We start from the raw sequence: 19,536 nt of genomic DNA on the forward strand, positions 1-19,536 counted from the left end.
GTTTGTATATTAAACAGTTGTTAGTCTCTGTCTTTTATTTTTGAGCGAATATTAGACAGTTGGGTCACTTATCAGCGAGCTGAGGAACCCCATGGTTTACTCTTATACCGAGAAAAAGCGCATCCGTAAGGATTTTGGTACTCGTCCACAAGTTTTGGACGTCCCGTACCTGCTATCGATCCAGCTTGATTCTTTCGATAAATTTATCGAGCAGGATCCTGAAGGACAATACGGTCTAGAAGCTGCTTTTCGTTCTGTTTTTCCAATTCAGAGCTACAACGGCAATTCTGAGCTGCAATACGTTAGCTACCGTCTTGGTGAACCAGTATTTGATGTTAAAGAATGTCAAATTCGAGGTATCACTTATTCAAAACCGCTGCGCGTTAAGCTGCGTCTAGTCGTATTCGACAAAGATGCACCAGCTGGTACTGTAAAAGATATTAAAGAACAAGAAGTCTACATGGGTGAAATTCCACTCATGACAGACAATGGTACCTTCGTGATCAATGGTACCGAGAGGGTTATCGTATCCCAGCTGCACAGAAGCCCAGGTGTATTCTTCGACAGCGATAAGGGTAAGACTCACTCTTCTGGTAAAGTTTTATATAACGCACGTGTTATTCCTTACCGTGGCTCATGGTTAGACTTTGAGTTCGATCCAAAGGATAGCCTGTTCGTTCGTATCGACCGCCGTCGTAAGCTTCCAGCGTCTATTATCCTACGTGCATTGGGTAAAACGACAGAAGAGATCCTAGATCTGTTCTTCGAAAAAGTACGCTTTGAAGTTCAAAACCAAACTCTAATGATGGAGTTGGTTCCTGAGCGTCTGCGTGGCGAAACTGCTTCATTTGATGTTGAAGCAAACGGCAAAACTTACGTTGAAGCTGGCCGTCGTGTTACAGCTCGTCATATCCGCTCTCTTGAAAAAGATGGCGTTGAGTTCATTGAAGTACCGGTTGACTACATCGTAGGCAAAGTGGCTTCAAAAGATTACATTGACGAGAGCACTGGCGAAATCGTTGTGGGCGCGAACCAAGAGTTCAGCCTAGAGAGCCTAGCGAACCTTGCGCAAGCAGGTCACACTAAGCTTGAAGTTCTGTTCACGAATGACCTAGATCATGGTCCATTCATGTCAGACACAGTTCGCAACGACAGCACTACAGACCGTATCTCTGCATTGGTAGAAATCTACCGCATGATGCGTCCTGGCGAGCCGCCAACGAAAGAAGCTGCTGAAGCTCTGTTCCAAAGCTTGTTCTTCTCTGAAGAGCGCTACGACCTATCAACTGTAGGCCGTATGAAGTTCAACAGCTCTATCATGCGTGAAGACGCTGGTGAGCAAGGCATCCTAGACGAAACTGATATCATCGAAGTGATGAAGAAGCTTATCTCTATCCGTAATGGTAAAGGTGAAGTGGATGATATCGATCACCTTGGTAACCGTCGTATTCGCTCTGTGGGCGAAATGGCTGAAAACCAATTCCGTGTAGGTCTAGTTCGTGTTGAGCGTGCTGTTAAAGAGCGTTTGAGCCTTGGTGACCTTGATGCAATCATGCCTCAAGATCTGATCAACGCTAAGCCAATTTCTGCGGCAGTGAAAGAGTTCTTTGGCTCTTCTCAGTTGTCTCAGTTTATGGATCAGAACAACCCGCTTTCAGAAGTTACTCACAAGCGTCGTATCTCTGCGTTAGGTCCTGGTGGTCTAACTCGTGAGCGTGCTGGCTTTGAGGTTCGTGACGTTCACGTTACGCACTACGGTCGTCTATGTCCGATCGAAACTCCTGAAGGTCCAAACATCGGTCTAATTAACTCACTATCTGCTTACGCACGTTGTAATGAGTATGGTTTCCTAGAAACCCCATACCGTCGCGTTGTTGATGGTGTAGTAACCGAAGAAGTTGATTACCTATCTGCTATCGAAGAAGGTCAATACGTTATCGCTCAGGCGAACACCGTACTGTCTGAAGACAACACCTTTACAGAAGAACTGATCACAGCCCGCTTGAAGGGTGAATCAGGTCTGCACCCACGTGAAAACGTGAGCTATATGGATGTTGCTACGAACCAGGTAGTATCTATCGCTGCATCTTTGATCCCATTCCTAGAGCACGATGATGCAAACCGTGCATTGATGGGTGCAAACATGCAACGTCAGGCAGTTCCAACTCTACGTGCTGATAAGCCACTTGTAGGTACTGGTGTTGAGCGCAACATTGCGGTTGACTCTGGTGTTACAGCGGTAGCTAAGCGCGGCGGTTCGGTTCAGTCTGTAGACGCATCTCGCATCGTAGTTAAGGTTAACGAAAATGAATTGGTACCAGGCGAAGCCGGTATCGACATTTACAACCTAACTAAATACACGCGTTCTAACCAGAACACTTGTATTAACCAACGTCCTACCGTGCTACCTGGCGAACCAGTAGCAAAAGGTGACGTTCTAGCAGATGGTCCTTCTACCGACCTTGGTGAACTGGCTCTTGGTCAGAACATGCGTATCGCATTTATGCCTTGGAACGGTTACAACTTTGAGGATTCAATCCTAGTTTCTGAGCGTGTAGTACAAGAAGATCGCTTTACTACTATCCACATCCAAGAACTATCTTGTGTGGCTCGAGATACTAAGCTTGGCTCTGAAGAGATCACTGCTGATATTCCAAACGTAGGTGAAGCTGCTCTATCTAAACTAGATGAGTCAGGTATCGTTTACATTGGTGCTGAAGTTAAGGGTGGCGACATCCTAGTTGGTAAGGTAACTCCGAAAGGCGAAACTCAGCTAACTCCTGAAGAGAAACTACTACGTGCAATCTTCGGTGAAAAAGCATCTGATGTTAAAGATACTTCACTGCGTGTACCTAACTCTGTTTCAGGTACCATCATTGACGTTCAAGTCTTCACTCGCGATGGCGTAGAGAAAGACAAGCGTGCTCTAGAAATTGAGCAAATGCAGCTGAAAGAAGCGAAGAAAGACCTAACTGAAGAATTCCAGATTCTTGAGGGTGGCCTTCTTAACCGTGTTCGCGCTGTATTGATCGCTGGTGGTTACTCGGAAGCGAAACTTGACAGCATTAACCGCAAACAGTGGTTAGAGCAGACTCTTGAAGATGACGCACTGCAATCTCAACTTGAGCAACTTGCAGAGCAGAACGACGAGCTTAAAGCTGACTTCGATAAGAAGTTCGAAACTAAGCGTCGTAAGATCACTCAAGGCGATGACCTAGCACCTGGCGTTCTTAAGATTGTTAAGGTTTACCTAGCGGTTAAACGTCGCATCCAGCCTGGTGATAAAATGGCGGGTCGTCACGGTAACAAGGGTGTTATCTCTAAGATTAACCCTGTTGAAGACATGCCTTACGATGAGAAAGGTCAACCGGTCGATATCGTTCTTAACCCACTGGGTGTACCTTCGCGTATGAACATCGGTCAGATCCTAGAAGTACACTTGGGTCTAGCTGCTAAAGGTATCGGCGACAAGATCAACCAAATGGTTAAGGAACAACAGGAGCTTGCTAAGTTCCGTGAGTTCTTACAGAAGGTTTATGATCTAGGTGACTCTCGTCAAGAAGTAGATATTGCTGAGCTGTCGGACGATCAAGTTCGTACGCTTATCAAGAACCTACGTGGCGGTCTACCAATCGCGACTCCAGTATTTGACGGTGCATCTGAGAGAAACATCAAAGATCTACTTAAACTGGGTGACCTACCAGAATCTGGTCAGCTAACTCTGTTTGATGGTCGTACTGGTGATTCGTTTGAGCGTCCTGTAACTGTAGGTTACATGTACATGCTGAAACTGAACCACCTTGTTGATGACAAGATGCACGCACGTTCGACTGGTTCGTACAGCCTAGTAACTCAGCAGCCACTTGGTGGTAAAGCTCAGTTCGGTGGTCAGCGTTTCGGTGAGATGGAAGTATGGGCACTAGAAGCATACGGTGCTGCTTACACCCTTCAAGAAATGCTAACCGTTAAGTCGGATGACGTGAATGGCCGTACTAAGATGTATAAGAACATCGTAGATGGCAACCACGCGATGGAACCAGGCATGCCTGAATCGTTCAACGTATTGTTGAAAGAGATTCGCTCGCTAGGTATTAACATCGAGCTAGAAGACGAAGAGTAATCCCTTTCTTTTAAAGAAAAGTGGTTATTGGTAAGAAGGTGCTCACCGGTAGGTGAGCCCCTTTTAACTCCTTACAGGAGCTGATCGTGAAAGACTTATTAAACTTTCTAAAAGCACAGCATAAGACTGAAGAATTTGATGCAATCAAAATCGGTCTATCTTCACCAGACATGATTCGTTCATGGTCTTTTGGTGAAGTTAAAAAGCCTGAGACAATCAACTATCGTACGTTCAAACCTGAGCGCGATGGTCTGTTCTGTGCACGTATCTTTGGCCCAGTTAAAGATTACGAATGTCTATGTGGCAAATACAAGCGTCTGAAGCACCGCGGAGTTATCTGTGAGAAGTGTGGCGTAGAAGTTACACAAACTAAAGTTCGTCGTGACCGCATGGGCCACATCGAGCTAGCGTCGCCTGTAGCGCACATTTGGTTCCTAAAATCACTACCGTCTCGTATCGGTCTACTAATGGATATCCCACTGCGTGATATCGAACGCGTTCTTTACTTCGAAATGTACGTAGTAACAGAAGCGGGTATGACTGATCTAGAAAAAGGTCAGATGCTTACTGAAGAAGAGTATCTGGACAAACTAGAAGAGTGGGGTGACGAGTTCACTGCGAAGATGGGTGCAGAAGCGATCAAAGATCTGCTTTCTACCATGGATCTTGTGCAAGAAGCTGAACTAATGCGCGAAGAGTTAGAAACGACTAACTCTGAAACTAAGCGTAAGAAAGTTACTAAGCGCTTGAAGTTGGTTGAAGCATTCGTAGCATCAGGTAACAACCCTGAGTGGATGATTCTGACTGTACTTCCAGTACTTCCGCCAGATCTACGTCCTCTAGTACCACTAGATGGCGGTCGCTTTGCGACTTCAGATCTGAACGACCTATACCGTCGTGTTATCAACCGTAACAACCGTTTGAAGCGTCTACTAGAGCTATCTGCTCCGGACATCATCGTACGTAACGAAAAACGTATGCTGCAAGAGTCTGTTGATGCGCTTCTAGATAACGGTCGTCGCGGTCGTGCTATCACAGGTTCTAACAAGCGTCCTCTGAAATCTCTTGCTGATATGATCAAGGGTAAACAAGGTCGTTTCCGTCAGAACCTTCTTGGTAAGCGTGTAGACTACTCTGGCCGTTCTGTAATCACAGTAGGTCCATACCTTCGTCTGCACCAGTGTGGTCTTCCTAAGAAGATGGCACTTGAGCTATTTAAGCCATTCATTTACAGCAAGCTTGAGCTTCGTGGTCTAGCGACAACGATCAAAGCAGCTAAGAAGATGGTAGAGCGTGAAGAAGCAGTCGTTTGGGATATCCTAGACGAAGTTATTCGCGAACACCCAGTACTATTGAACCGTGCACCTACACTTCACCGTCTAGGTATCCAGGCGTTCGAACCAGTACTAATCGAAGGTAAAGCGATCCAGCTACACCCACTTGTGTGTGCTGCGTACAACGCCGACTTCGATGGTGACCAGATGGCGGTACACGTACCTCTAACTCTGGAAGCTCAGCTTGAAGCACGTACACTGATGATGTCGACAAACAACATTCTGTCGCCAGCGTCAGGTGATCCTATCATCGTACCTTCTCAGGACGTTGTATTGGGTCTTTACTACATGACTCGTGACAAGATCAACGTGAAAGGTGAAGGCATGTACCTTGCTGGCCCAGAAGAGGCTGAGAAGGCATACCGCACTAAGAGCGCTGAACTTCACGCACGTGTAAAAGTTCGTATTACTGAAACCATCAAAGATGAAGACGGTAATAGCACGACAGAAACTAAGATGGTAGATACTACTGTCGGTCGTGCAATGCTTTGGCAGATCGTTCCAACGGGTCTACCGTTTGATCTAGTAAACCAAAAGCTAGGCAAGAAGCAGATTTCTAAGCTTCTAGATGAGGCTTACCGTAAGCTTGGTCTTAAAGACACTGTTATCTTCGCTGACCAAATCATGTACACAGGTTTTGCTTACGCGGCACTATCTGGTGTATCTGTTGGTATCGACGATATGGTTGTTCCTCAAGCTAAGTACGATGAGATTGAATCAGCTGAAGAAGAAGTACGTGAAATCCAAGACCAGTACCAATCAGGTCTGGTAACTGCGGGTGAGCGTTACAACAAAGTTATCGATATTTGGGCGTCTACGAACGACCGCGTTGCGAAAGCGATGATGGATAACCTATCTTCTGAAACTGTGATCAACCGTGACGGTGAAGAAGAACAACAAGAGTCGTTCAACAGCATCTACATGATGGCCGACTCCGGTGCTCGTGGTTCTGCTGCGCAGATTCGTCAGCTTGCTGGTATGCGTGGTCTGATGGCTCGTCCAGATGGTTCAATCATCGAGACGCCAATCACAGCAAACTTTAAAGAAGGTCTAAACGTACTTCAGTACTTTATCTCAACGCACGGTGCTCGTAAGGGTCTTGCGGATACAGCACTGAAAACAGCGAACTCCGGTTACCTAACGCGTCGTCTAGTAGACGTTGCACAGGACGTTGTAGTTCACGAGCATGACTGTGGCACTCATGAAGGCGTTGAAATGATGCCTCATATCGAAGGTGGTGACGTTAAAGTTGCACTTTCTGAGCTAGCTCTAGGTCGTGTTGTAGCTGAAGATGTTATTAAGCCTGGTACTGAAGAAGTACTGATCCCACGTAATACTCTAATTGATGAGAAGTGGTGTCAGATCATGGAAGAAAACTCTGTAGACAGCATGAAAGTGCGCTCAGTAGTTACCTGTGATGCAGACTTCGGTTGTTGTGCACTGTGTTACGGTCGTGACCTAGCACGTGGCCACCTAGTGAACCAAGGTGAAGCAGTAGGTGTTATTGCTGCTCAGTCTATCGGTGAACCAGGTACACAGCTTACCATGCGTACGTTCCACATCGGTGGTGCGGCATCGACAGCGGCTGCTGAAAACAGCATCCAGACTAAGAATGACGGTACACCTTTCCTTCACAACGCTAAGTACGTTGTGAACAAAGAAGGTAAGCTAGTGATTACTTCTCGTGCGTCTGAACTAACCATCGTTGATGAGTTAGGTCGTACGAAAGAGAAGCACAAACTTCCATACGGTACGATTCTTAACATTAAAGAAAGCGATCTTGAATCAGCGAAGCTAGATTCTGGTTATGTAATCGCAAACTGGGAAGCTCACACACTGCCAATCATCACTGAAGTGGCAGGTAGCATCCAGTACGTTGACATGATTGATGGCGTAACAGTTTCTCGTCAAACAGATGACCTTACAGGTCTATCTTCAAGCGAAGTAACTGACCCTGCAGCACGTCCTGCTGCTGGTAAAGACATGCGTCCAGCTATCAAACTTGTTGATGCGAAAGGTAACGATGTAATGATTCCTGGCACTGATATGCCAGCTCAGTACTTCCTACCTGGTAAAGCGATTGTAAACATCGAAGATGGCGCTGAAGTAGGCGTTGGTGACACTCTTGCACGTATCCCTCAGAAATCTGGCGGAAACAAAGATATCACCGGTGGTCTACCACGCGTTGCTGACTTGTTTGAAGCTCGTAAGCCTAAAGAGCCTGCGATTCTTGCTGAGCACACAGGTACTGTGTCGTTTGGTAAAGAAACGAAAGGTAAGCGTCGTCTAGTAATCACTCGTGAAGGCGGAGACGCTTACGAAGAGATGATTCCTAAGCATCGCCAGCTGAACGTGTTCGAAGGTGAGAAGGTTGAGCGCGGTGATGTAATCGCCGACGGTCCTGAGACTCCGCATGATATCCTACGTCTACGTGGTATCCATGCTATGACTCAGTACATCGCTAACGAAGTACAAGAAGTTTACCGACTACAGGGCGTTAAGATTAACGATAAGCACATTGAGACTATCGTTCGTCAAATGCTACGTAAGTGTACTATTACACACGCTGGTGACTCTGAGTTCCTACCTGGCGAGCAAGTGGAATACTCACAAGTTAAGATTGCTAACCGTGCACTAGAAGCAGAAGGTAAAGAGCCAGCAGGCTTTGAGCGTGAGCTACTAGGTATCACTAAAGCATCTCTAGCAACTGAGTCGTTCATCTCTGCGGCATCGTTCCAGGAGACAACTCGCGTACTAACAGAAGCTGCTGTTTCTGGTAAGCGTGATGAGCTTCGTGGTCTGAAAGAAAACGTAATCGTGGGTCGTCTGATCCCAGCGGGTACAGGTTTCGCTTACCACCAGAACCGTCAAGCTAGCCGTGAAGAGCAACCAGGTCCATCTGCTGAACAAGCAACGGATAACTTGGCTGCACTTCTAAACGCAGGTTTCTCTGACGAGTAATCGAGCTGTTTAGCTGATAGCAAAAAGGCACCCTAGGGTGCCTTTTTTAATGTCTGCTGATTACGAAATTTTTAGAGCGTTTAATGCTAGTGAGAATATTTTAATCGAAAAAACCTAGAAAGCTGTCGAGGCTCCCTAGGTAATATGTAGAGCGCAGTTAGCTAAGCGCCAGGAGGCATTGCTAGGCTATCGGCGATCAATTGAATAAGTTTATCTTCTACCTCAAAGCGAAGCTCTAGAACTTCTCCGACTTTAGACATGTCGCTTTCAAATGATTCGAGCTCCTCATCTTCGCCGATTTCTGCATATTTATCTGTAAAGCTAAGGAGCGGTTCAGTGGTGAGCACAATCTTCGCGTAAGTTTGGCTAATCTCTTCTGTGGTTTGAAAACCCGTGGAGTTCCACTTATCCATTACCATGTCATAGATCTTAAAGTGACCTTCAGAAATATAATCTACAAGATGCTGAGAGAAATTTTGAAGCTCATCTTTAGTGGGTAGCGTGATGACGTTGGATGGAGATGAAGAAGGCTGCAAAGCCGCTAGCTTTATATACTCGACAAGCAATGCTTGGCGCGTCTCTAGCCAATGGTCAATGACTTCACTAGAGCCACCCCATTCTTGTTGTACTTGTTTGAATTTCTTTAGCATGACCATGTCCTCATGATCCTTTACCGGTCAGGTAAAGCTCTCGAACACACCGAGAGGGTTCCATATTAATAGCAAAATTGTGTGTTATACCAATAGCTTTGAATCAATTCTTCTATACGACTGGTATAGATTTAGATTGCCAGTAAAATGGTAGAACTGCAAGCAAAGAGATAACGGGATGTTAAAAAAAAGTAAACATCAAGCGATTGGCTATTGGTTAGTGGTCAATGGTAGCGATGTATGGTTGAAAGATGACCAACTGCCTTTTGGCAGTGCTAATGATGTAGGCCAAGGATTTTCATTGCCAACTGAGAGTGCAATTGAAATTGCTCACTATGAAGAGCATCCAGTGTATTGGCTGAATGATGCCGATGTTGAAGCCTCGCTGCCTATGGTCTCTTTGCGTGAATTGTTACACCTAGAAGACGATTTATTCTTACTGGTAAGTAAAGCGGTGCAATATGGCCATATGACGCAAACCATGCGCTTCTGCGGCCAGTGTGGTGGCAGAAACAGCCTTAATCACAATCAACTGGCAATGCAGTGTCAGCAATGCCGAACGTTGCATTACCCTCGTATTTTCCCGTGCATTATTGTCGCGGTACGCAAAGAGTCACAAATACTTCTCGCACAGCACCCTAGACACAAAGGGAACATGTACACCGTTATTGCTGGATTCCTTGAAGTTGGCGAAACGTTAGAGCAGTGTGTCGCGCGAGAAGTAAAAGAAGAAACGGGTATCGATGTACAAAACATTCGCTACTTTGGAAGTCAGCCTTGGGCATTTCCAAGCAGTATGATGATGGGTTTTTTAGCCGATTATAAAGATGGCGATATTAAGCCAGATTACACCGAGTTAAGTGATGCAAAATGGTTTAACATCGATGCATTGCCTGAGGTGGCTCCAGAAGGAACCATCGCCAGGGCCTTGATTCAATCTACCGTTGATTCTATCGCCTCACAGCAATAGGCAAAAAAATACCCTCCACAAGTGGAGGGCAACGGTAAACTGTTATGAGCAAGCGTTGCTCTTATTCTAGATTGTTGTATTTTTCGCTAGAGAACAAATTATTAACATGTGGTTGTAAACTGAGCAAAGGATTTCCTTTGTCTAAGTGTGCATAACATGATCAACCGCTCAATCCTCAAATATTGCCAATAAGTAAAAAGTGTTAAGATAGCGCTTTCGTAGTAAGGGACTAAGACCTAGAAAATGACTGAATTAAAAAATGATCGTTACCTGCGTGCTTTATTGAAGCAACCCGTTGATTACACGCCTGTATGGATGATGCGTCAAGCAGGTCGCTACCTGCCAGAATATCGTGCAACAAGGTCTGTTGCCGGCGACTTCATGTCCCTGTGCAAAAATGCCGAACTCGCTTCTGAAGTGACTTTACAACCGTTGCGTCGTTTTCCTTTGGATGCGGCAATTCTATTCTCTGACATCCTGACCATCCCTGATGCGATGGGATTGGGTCTGTACTTTGAGACAGGCGAGGGACCTAAGTTTGAGCGTCCGATTACCTGCAAAGCGGATGTAGAGAAGATTGGTCTGCCTGATCCTGAAGGTGAACTGCAATACGTCATGAATGCAGTTCGTCAGATTCGTAAAGATCTACAAGGCGAAGTGCCGCTAATTGGTTTCTCTGGAAGCCCTTGGACACTCGCTACTTACATGGTCGAAGGTGGAAGCTCTAAAGCATTCACCAAGATCAAGAAGATGATGTACGCAGAGCCTGCGACATTGCATCTACTACTGGATAAGTTAGCTGACAGCGTGATTGAGTATTTGAACGCTCAAATCAAGGCTGGAGCGCAGTCTGTGATGGTCTTTGATACTTGGGGTGGTGTATTGACCCCTCGCGACTACAACGAGTTCTCACTGCGTTACATGCACAAAATTGTGGATGGGCTGATTCGTGAAAATGAAGGCCGCCGTGTACCTGTCACCTTGTTCACCAAGAATGGTGGCATGTGGCTAGAATCTATCGCAGCAACGGGCTGTGATGCAGTAGGCCTTGATTGGACTATCAATATCGCGGATGCAAAGAAACGTATTGGTGATAAGGTTGCCCTGCAAGGTAACATGGATCCTTCAATGCTTTATGCGCAACCTGAGCGTATTCGTCAAGAAGTTGGGACAATTCTTGAAGGCTTTGGTGAGGGCACCGGTCATGTGTTTAACTTGGGTCATGGTATCCACCTAGACGTACCACCTGAAAACGCAGGTGTGTTTGTTGAAGCGGTCCATGAGCTATCCAAGCCATACCACAAATAACGAAAAAGCCCCTCAAGTGAGGGGCTTTTTGCATCTAGCGCTGGTGGCGTTTATTTAGTTTTGATAACGACAGCCTTTAGCCAAGCTTTTATCTTTCATGGTTTTATAGCGCTTATGCAGCCACATCCACTGGTCAAGCTTTCTGAGAATGGCAACCTCTAGAGCTTTATTCATGTAGGTTGCACCTGCTTCGAGATCGTCTTTAGGAAAGTTTTCGTGAATAGGGTCATCGAAGTACAATTCCCACTTCCCATCAGTGTCACGAAAGCCTGTCATAGGAATAATCGCACAGTCGGTCATCTTCACTAGAATATTGGCTCCAGTGACTGTGCAGGCATCTTGGATGGCGAAGAAGGGCACAAATACGGATTTATTCGGGCCATAATCGTGGTCTCCCAAATAGAATAGACGCTCGCCACTTTTCAGGGTGCGAATCATCTCCTTGAGGTTTTTACGGTCGATAACTTTATTGCCGTTGTGCGTACGGCCCCAATACTGAATAAAATCGTATGCTGGGTTCGAGTGAGGGCGGTATACGCCGTGACCTGGGTATCCTAATACGGCAAAGGCACGTGCGCTTACTTCAAGGTTAAGGGCGTGAGGATGGCAAACCAGTACCCCTCTTTTCTGTGCCGCAAACCCTTTGATTGGCTCTGCATTGTGCACCTTAAGGTGACGCTTTAGCCTCCACGTTGGCCAAAACCAAGTGATGCCCGTTTCAAACAGTGCGAAGCCAGTGTTCTTGAAATTCTCAATGACAGTACGCTGGATCTCGTCCTGAGGCATAGTAGGGAAAGCAAGCTCAAGGTTCCTATGGGCTACCTTTACTCGTTTCTTTGCGAATGGCATCGCCATTCTTCCCAAGCCTCGGCCTAATAGTAATTGGGCACGAAAAGGAAGAACATTAACTAGCAGAGCTAGAAGCCCAAAGCCAAACCAAACTCCCCAGTATTTAGGGTGCAGAAGCGCAGTGCTAAAGGTGGGACCGTCGTATTTACTCATAAATTCCTTTCAAAGCGGATTAGTTAGTCACTAGATATACGATCCAATAAGCCACGGAATTATGTATAAATTCAAAATGGAGTAGTGTGAATCATCACTAATAGTGAAGTTTTTTAATGACGCTTAATGCTCTCACTATCAGTGATTGTGCAGATCAAGTTACGTATTCTTGAACACGATTATTAAATTTAGCTTGTGTTATTGCTTGTATCGATAGCCTTTAGGCAGGCTTTCATCTTTCATTGTCTTGTAACGCTTGTGTACCCACATCCATTGGTCAACCTGACGTAAGATGACTTGCTCGTAAGCTTGGTTCATCAAGGTAGCGCCTGCTTCAAGATCTTTCTTTGGAAACTCTTCATGAATGGAATCAGCAAGGTTCAATTCATACTGTCCCCTGTCGTCTCTAAAGCCCGTTACAGGGATCATAGCGCAATTGGTTAGACTGAATAGCATATTGGCCCCAGTCGTTGTGCAGGCCTCTTTTACAGCAAAGAATGGGACGAATACAGACTTATTTCGACCATAGTCATGATCGCCTAAATAAAATAGGCGTTCGCCACGTTTCAGAATACGAATCATCTCTTTGACGTTTTTGCGATCCACCAACTTGTTACCGTTGTGGGTTCTGCCCCAATACTGAATGAAGTCGTAGGCAGGGTTGTTATTTGGGCGATATACGCCACTACCGGGATAGCCCAATACTGCGAAGGCGCGAGCACTGATTTCTAGGTTTAACGTGTGCGGGTGACACAGCAATACACCACGCCCTTCGTTTTCAAAATCAATCGCTTGCTGCAGGTTAACCGTGCGTATGCGACGCTTTAGTCGCCAAGTGGGCCAGAACCAAGTTATGCCCATCTCAACAAAGGCAAGCCCTGTATTCTTAATATTCTCTTCTACAATACGCTCAGCGTCTTCAGCCGTTTTGTCAGGGAAGGCGAGTTCAATGTTGCGCCTTATTACCTTAACTCGGCTTTTCGCCAACCTACTTGAGTATTTACCAAACCCACGCCCTAATTTATAAAGAACGGCATAGGGCAGCAGATTCACAAGCAGTGCAAGAACACCAAAACTAATCCAAACACTCCAGTATTTAGGGTGGAGCAATTTGAATGAAAACTGAGGCGGAGCGTATTTATTCATGATCCCCTTCCAGGATTTTAAGCTAGTTGCTGGCTTAACAGTGTCCAATACTCGTCAAAATCAGCGGATGGTTTAATTTCAAAGTCACTACGCACAAAGCGATTTAAGCGACCCTCAACATAACTCAGCACGATAGCAGCCAGAACTTTCTCATCCACAGCAAAGCCCTTGCCCTCGCGTAGCATTCTTTCTCTTAGAATTTGCTTAAGTTGGCTTTCTATTTTACCAAAAAGCTGATTAATGCGTTCTCTAAGTCTTTCATTTTCAAACATTAGCGCATGACCGGAAAGGATGCGAGAGAGACCTTTGTTATGCTCCGCAAAAAGGAGAACGAATCGCAGCACTTCATGCAATCGATTCATGGTGTCTTTTTCTTGATCCATGATCTGGTTGATACGAGCTAAAACCGATTGTTCGATAAACTCGATTAACCCCTCAAACATGCGAGCTTTACTTGGGAAGTGTCGATAAAGCGCTGCTTCCGATACGCCCACCTGTTGCGCTAATTTAGCAGTAGTAATTCTGGAAGTACCATCGCTGGATTCCAACATCAAAGCAAGTGCTTGCAAAATCTCGTCGCGACGATTTGAACTACGTTTGCCTGTCATTAATCACGTCCTTTTTCTGTTTATTCTTTGACTGTAGTAATTACGTTAGAGCGTTAGTTTTTACCAGAATGACCAAAGCCACCTTCACCTCGATGAGAGGCGTCGAAGTCTTCAACCAAGTTAAACTCGGCTTGCACCACAGGAACAAAAACCAGCTGAGCGATGCGATCACCAGGCTCTATGGTGAAGGTATCTTGTCCTCGGTTCCACACAGAAACCATTAACTGGCCCTGATAGTCAGAATCAATCAAGCCAACTAGATTGCCCAATACAATACCGTGCTTATGGCCAAGGCCTGAACGAGGCAGAATAGTCGCAGCCAAGCTAGGGTCGCCGATGTGAATGGCGAGACCAGTAGGCACAAGATGCGTTTTTCCTGGGGTGACAATTAAGGCTTCGTCTAGGCAGGCGCGAAGGTCTAGCCCGGCTGAGCCCTCAGTAGCGTATTGAGGTAATGGGAATTGCTTGCCAATACGAGAGTCTAGGATCTTTAAGTCGATTTTTTTCATTGCTTGATGCTTATTGAGTAAGTTCGTTAATCTGCTCTAGTATGCTTTGCGCTAATGCTTGTTTGCTTGCTAGAGGGAAATTCTTGTGGCCATTTGGCCAGTATAAATTCAACGCATTGTCATTTGAGTTAAAGCCGATACCCGCTTGAGAAACATCATTGGCACAGATGAGGTCGAGTTTCTTTCTCGACAGTTTATCCATAGCATATTTCTCAACGTCTTGAGTTTCAGCGGCAAAGCCAACGGTAAAGGGTCTGTTTTGCGTAAGACTCGCAACGCCCGCAATAATATCGGGGTTCTTCACCATACGAACAACAAGCTCATCGCTGCCGTCGACTTTTTTCATCTTCTGCTCTGCGATTTCAGCCGGACGATAATCCGCGACCGCAGCACAACCGATAAACACATCGCTAAGAGGCGCGTGTTCCATCGCTGCTTGATGCATTTGTTCAGCACTCAATACATTAATGCGCGTGACATTAGCGGGTGTTGCTAGGTTTACCGGGCCGCTGATTAGCGTAACCTCCGCACCGAGTCTAGCGGCTTGCTCTGCTAGAGCGTAACCCATCTTTCCTGAGCTGTGGTTAGAGATAAATCGCACAGGGTCTATAGCTTCTTGAGTCGGGCCTGCGGTAATTACAATCTTCTTACCTTGCAATAGTTTAGGCTGAAATTGAGCAATGCATCGCTCAACTAACTGCATTGGCTCTAACATTCGACCTGCACCGATATCGCCACAAGCTTGTTCGCCAGACGCTGGACCCCAGATAGTCATTCCACGACGCTGTAGCGTGGCAATATTCTCTTGGGTTGCCACGTTTCTGTACATTTGCTGATTCATTGCCGGAGCAACAGCAACCGGTGCATCGGTGGCTAGCACCACAGTGGTCAGTAGGTCATTGCCCATACCTGCAGCCATACGTGCGATAAGGTCTGCAGTTGCAGGGGCAAGCAGGACTAGATCGGCCCATTTTGCAATTTCAATATGCCCCATAGACGCTTCTGCCGCTGGGTCTAATAAGCTTTCAGATACGGGCTGTCCCGAGACGGCTTGCATGGTCAATGGCGTGATAAATTCTTTGGCTGCTTTGGTCATGACAACTTTGACCTGAGCGCCTCGTTCAGACAAGCGTCGAGTTAATTCAGCACATTTGTAGGCTGCGATACCACCACTGATACCGAGAACTATTTTTTTCCCTTCAAGAGGTTGCATGCTCATTTTCTCAATTAAATTAATAAGGTAACCATACCATATATTGGGCTGGAGTTAGAGTTTGACAAGTGGACTGATTGCTTGCGATTTGGGTGCAAGTTTTTCCTTAACTCATCTTCTGAATGGCGATTTTGCATCAATACTACAAAGCTAACCAGATCTGCAAGGGGATAAGATATGACATTAAAAGCACTGCCTAAAGAGTCTCTCCCTCGAGAAAAGTTAATCAATCATGGTCCAAGCTCGTTAACGGATGCTGAATTGCTCGCTATTTTCTTACGCACAGGATGTCCGGGGATGAATGTCTTAGAGCTTGCTGATCATCTGTTGAAGACCTTCGGCTCATTACGGCACATATTAACCGCTCCGCAAGAGAAGTTTTGTCAGCATAAAGGGCTAGGGCAGGCCAAATATGTGCAACTGCAGGCCTTTATCGAAATGACACAGCGCTATCTTGCGGAAACACTAGAAAAAGGGGATGCACTGACGAGTCCACAACAGACCAAGCTGTTTTTGCTGAGTTTACTGCGGGATAAACAGCGCGAGGTCTTCTATGTATTATTCCTCGATAATCAGCATCGAGTCATCAATCATGAAAGCCTATTTGAAGGCACCATAGATGCGGCGAACGTTTACCCTAGAGAGGTGGTTAAGCGTTCACTGCAACACAATGCCTGCGCCTTGATCCTCGCACACAATCACCCATCGGGTGTTGCTGAGCCCAGTCAGGCAGACAAGCGCATCACACGTCGTCTAATCGACGCACTTGCGCTGGTGGACATTCGAATACTGGATCATTTTGTTGTGGGGGATGGTGAGGTAGTGTCATTTGCGGAGAGAGGCTGGATGTAGCAATGCAGATTAGCTGTTGTTACCGACGCTGCATCTCTGCCCACCAATTTGAATCAGCGACAATTTGCCCTGCATCATCAAGCTCAGGATAAGGCAGACCTTTCCTTATAGCGACCTTGGCCAATACGGGGTGACCGCGTTCAAACAGTGTCTTCTGAATAATACTATCGGAGAGTGGCTGGGGGGGATTATTGTACATGTCTTTATTTTGGCGCTGACGTTGTGCCTCGAATAAGATCAAGGCGCTTGCCACTGATACATTCAAGGACTGCACCATACCTACCATAGGCACAATAATATCTTGGTCGGCCATCTCTACAGCCATTCTGCTGGTTCCGTCTTTTTCACCACCGAGGACGATAGCGGTGGGTTTGGTGTAATCCACTTCACGAAAATCAACAGCGGTGTCGGATAGGTTAGTCACTAGAATTTGCATACCTTGAGCTTTTAGTGCTTGGTAAGCTTGCTGGGTGGTGTCGTGAGTCTCTACTTCAACCCAATTGCGTGCGCCTGCGGAAGTGTGGCTCAAGGTACGCATTTTTTTGTTGGGCCAAACAGCATGTATCTTGTGCAACCCAACCGCATCTGCAGATCTTATCACTGCAGACACGTTATTGGGTTTGTGCACTTCCTCTAAGCAGAGGGTTAAATCCGGCTGGCGAGCCTTAAGAACGGAAACAATTTTTTGATAACGTTCTGGACTCATTGTTACCTACGACGACGACGAACTTTAAGCGCATGTGGCATTACACGAATCTTCTTCATGATGCCAGCAAGGTGAACCCTGTCCTTAGTGGTTAAGGCAACGGTCACTGTGTACAAACGGCCATCTTTTTCTTCAGTAGAAATACCATGGATATTTGACCCAGTGCGAGAGATAACATTGGTTAGCTCTGCAAGTGCACCCTGGCTGTTTTGCATATCGATCTGTAGTTCGGTAATGAACTCTTGCTCATGACTCTCAGACCATTCAACCGCCATGTATTTATCAGGTTCTTTCTGATAGCCACGGATATTTGGACAAGTTTCCCTATGGATAACTAAGCCTCGACCCGGAGATACGTGTGCCAAAATATGGTCACCAGGAATTGGGTGACAACAGTTAGCATAAGTCAGAAGGATACCGTCAGCGCCCTTAATAGAGAGCTTCTTATCAGAGCGAGGCTCTACAGAACTGGTTTCGGTAAGTAAATCAGCATCACCTAGTAGTCTGCGCGCAACGATGATACTCATCAATTCGCCTAGACCGATAGCCGCTAGCATATCGTCCACCGACTCTAGTTTGAGGTCACTAAGAACCTGCGCGATATTCTCTGGGTAGATAGTATCGATAGAGTGGCGGCCCAAGGCGTGATTCAACAAACGACGACCCAAGGCAACGGATTCTTCGCGACGCATCGTTTTAAGAACCTGACGGATCTTAGTACGAGCACGAGAAGTCACAACATAGTTAAGCCAAGCCGCGTTTGGTCTTGCACCTGGTGCACTGATGATCTCGATCGTTTGACCGTTCTTCAGTGATTTGCTTAGAGGATATGGATTTCTGTCAACGCGCGCGCCCACACAGGTATTACCCACATCGGTATGTACGGCATAAGCAAAATCTACGGCAGTGGCACCTACAGGCAATTCAACAATGCGGCCTTTTGGCGTGAACACGTAAATCTCATCTGGGAACAGATCCGACTTAACGTTCTCGATGAACTCGAAAGAGTTACCGGCGCTTTGCTGAAGCTCAAGCAGGCTCTGCATCCAGCGCTGAGCTTTAATCTGCGCAGTAGTGCCAGAGCGTTGACCATTATTTTTGTAAGACCAGTGTGCAGCAACACCCTTGTCCGCCATTTGATCCATGTCTTCAGTGCGAATCTGTACTTCAACAGGAACACCATGAGGGCCAACCATAGAGGTGTGTAGCGATTGATAGCCGTTCGCTTTTGGTACCGCGATGTAGTCTTTCATTCTACCGGGACGTGGCTTGTATAAGCTATGAGCTTGACCAAGCACGCGATAGCAGGTATCGGCATTATCAACAATTACTCGGAACGCGTAGATATCCATAATGGTATGGAAGCGCTGCTCCTTGGTCTTCATCTTGTTGTAGATAGAATAAAGATTCTTCTCGCGACCTAAGACCTTAAAGTGGATACCACACTCTTCCAAACGTCCCTCAATCTCTGAGTGAATGCGTTGGATCATCTCCTTACGGTTACCACGAGCGGTTTTCACCACTTCTTTTAAGACGCGATAACGGTTGGGATAAAGAGCTTCAAAGCCAAGCTCTTCAAGCTCAGTTTTGATGTTATGGATACCCAATCTATGAGCCAGTGGTGAGTAGATCTCAAGAGTCTCACGAGCAATGCGGCGACGTTTATCTGGACGCAGCGCGCCAAGCGTACGCATGTTGTGCGTGCGATCAGAAAGCTTAATCAAGATGACGCGGATATCCTGAACCATAGCCAGAACCATCTTACGGAAGTTTTCCGCTTGAGCTTCTTTACGGTCTCGGAATTTCAGCTTGTCGAGTTTCGAAACACCGTCAACGAGTTCAGCTACAGCAGTACCAAAAAGGTCTTCAAGTTCTTCTTTGGTGACTTCGGTATCTTCAATAACATCATGAAGAAGTGCTGCTTGGAGGGTTTCAAGATCGAGGCGCATTTCTGCAAGGATTCTTGCAACGGCCACTGGGTGGATTATGTAGGGTTCGCCACTAGAGCGCGTTTGCCCTTCGTGTGCTTCTTTTGCTACCGAATAAGAATGACGTAGAGCCTCAACTTGAGGCTCTGTTAAATATTCTTTGGCAACATCTTTAAGGCTATCAAATAGATACAAATTACGGGCCCAAAAGGTTACGAGGTGTTGTGCA

General features: G+C 46.2%; 13 protein-coding genes. 5 read left to right on the top strand and 8 right to left on the bottom strand.

The annotated features are described in order from the left end of the window. The first annotated feature begins 91 nt into the window (after positions 1–91). Positions 92–4,120, top strand: a complete 4,029-nt coding sequence (gene rpoB, locus OCU35_RS00615) for a DNA-directed RNA polymerase subunit beta (RefSeq protein ID WP_017026989.1) — start codon at positions 92–94, stop codon at positions 4,118–4,120. Between the two features lie 86 nt (positions 4,121–4,206). After that, positions 4,207–8,415, top strand: coding sequence for a DNA-directed RNA polymerase subunit beta' (rpoC, locus tag OCU35_RS00620; RefSeq protein ID WP_065210305.1), 4,209 nt, complete (start codon positions 4,207–4,209; stop codon positions 8,413–8,415). A gap of 161 nt (positions 8,416–8,576) precedes the next feature. Here the strand turns inward: rpoC and OCU35_RS00625 are convergent, their stop codons facing one another. Beyond that, positions 8,577–9,071, bottom strand: coding sequence for an Rsd/AlgQ family anti-sigma factor (locus tag OCU35_RS00625; protein WP_065210304.1), 495 nt, complete (start codon positions 9,069–9,071; stop codon positions 8,577–8,579). Between the two features lie 172 nt (positions 9,072–9,243). Here OCU35_RS00625 and nudC point away from each other — a divergent pair, with 172 nt between their 5' ends. Both nudC and hemE read left to right on the top strand, forming a co-directional pair. After that, the gene (nudC, locus tag OCU35_RS00630; protein ID WP_261825494.1) at positions 9,244–10,035 is read left to right on the top strand and encodes an NAD(+) diphosphatase; all 792 of its coding nucleotides are present in this window, start codon (positions 9,244–9,246) and stop codon (positions 10,033–10,035) included. A 243-nt stretch (positions 10,036–10,278) separates the two neighbouring features. Further along, entirely contained in the window at positions 10,279–11,343 is a 1,065-nt protein-coding gene (hemE, locus tag OCU35_RS00635) for a uroporphyrinogen decarboxylase (RefSeq protein ID WP_017026993.1), read from the top strand. 54 nt (positions 11,344–11,397) lie between these two features. Here the strand turns inward: hemE and lpxL (OCU35_RS00640) are convergent, their stop codons facing one another. From lpxL (OCU35_RS00640) to coaBC, 5 genes are all read right to left on the bottom strand, one after another. After that, entirely contained in the window at positions 11,398–12,345 is a 948-nt protein-coding gene (lpxL, locus tag OCU35_RS00640; protein ID WP_065210302.1) for an LpxL/LpxP family Kdo(2)-lipid IV(A) lauroyl/palmitoleoyl acyltransferase, read from the bottom strand. Between the two features lie 198 nt (positions 12,346–12,543). Further along, entirely contained in the window at positions 12,544–13,491 is a 948-nt protein-coding gene (lpxL, locus tag OCU35_RS00645) for an LpxL/LpxP family Kdo(2)-lipid IV(A) lauroyl/palmitoleoyl acyltransferase (protein WP_102380652.1), read from the bottom strand. Positions 13,492–13,508: 17 nt separating this feature from the next. Continuing rightward, positions 13,509–14,099, bottom strand: coding sequence for a nucleoid occlusion factor SlmA (slmA, locus tag OCU35_RS00650; protein WP_017027273.1), 591 nt, complete (start codon positions 14,097–14,099; stop codon positions 13,509–13,511). A 53-nt stretch (positions 14,100–14,152) separates the two neighbouring features. Further along, complete coding sequence (gene dut, locus OCU35_RS00655) at positions 14,153–14,608, bottom strand: dUTP diphosphatase (protein ID WP_017027274.1); 456 nt, start codon at positions 14,606–14,608, stop codon at positions 14,153–14,155. A 10-nt stretch (positions 14,609–14,618) separates the two neighbouring features. Continuing rightward, entirely contained in the window at positions 14,619–15,821 is a 1,203-nt protein-coding gene (gene coaBC / locus OCU35_RS00660; RefSeq protein ID WP_017027275.1) for a bifunctional phosphopantothenoylcysteine decarboxylase/phosphopantothenate--cysteine ligase CoaBC, read from the bottom strand. Between the two features lie 177 nt (positions 15,822–15,998). Between coaBC and radC the strand changes: the two genes are divergently transcribed. Continuing rightward, positions 15,999–16,673, top strand: a complete 675-nt coding sequence (radC, locus tag OCU35_RS00665) for a RadC family protein (RefSeq protein WP_017027276.1) — start codon at positions 15,999–16,001, stop codon at positions 16,671–16,673. A gap of 19 nt (positions 16,674–16,692) precedes the next feature. On the opposite strand, the gene trmH is transcribed toward radC, so the two are convergent. Next, complete coding sequence (trmH, locus tag OCU35_RS00670) at positions 16,693–17,379, bottom strand: tRNA (guanosine(18)-2'-O)-methyltransferase TrmH (protein ID WP_017027277.1); 687 nt, start codon at positions 17,377–17,379, stop codon at positions 16,693–16,695. Between the two features lie 2 nt (positions 17,380–17,381). After that, the gene (spoT, locus tag OCU35_RS00675; RefSeq protein WP_017032925.1) at positions 17,382–19,502 is read right to left on the bottom strand and encodes a bifunctional GTP diphosphokinase/guanosine-3',5'-bis pyrophosphate 3'-pyrophosphohydrolase; all 2,121 of its coding nucleotides are present in this window, start codon (positions 19,500–19,502) and stop codon (positions 17,382–17,384) included. Positions 19,503–19,536: the final 34 nt, after the last annotated feature.

Origin of the sequence: Vibrio breoganii, from assembly GCF_024346795.1 — a bacterium.
Taxonomy (GTDB): Bacteria; Pseudomonadota; Gammaproteobacteria; order Enterobacterales; family Vibrionaceae; genus Vibrio; species Vibrio breoganii.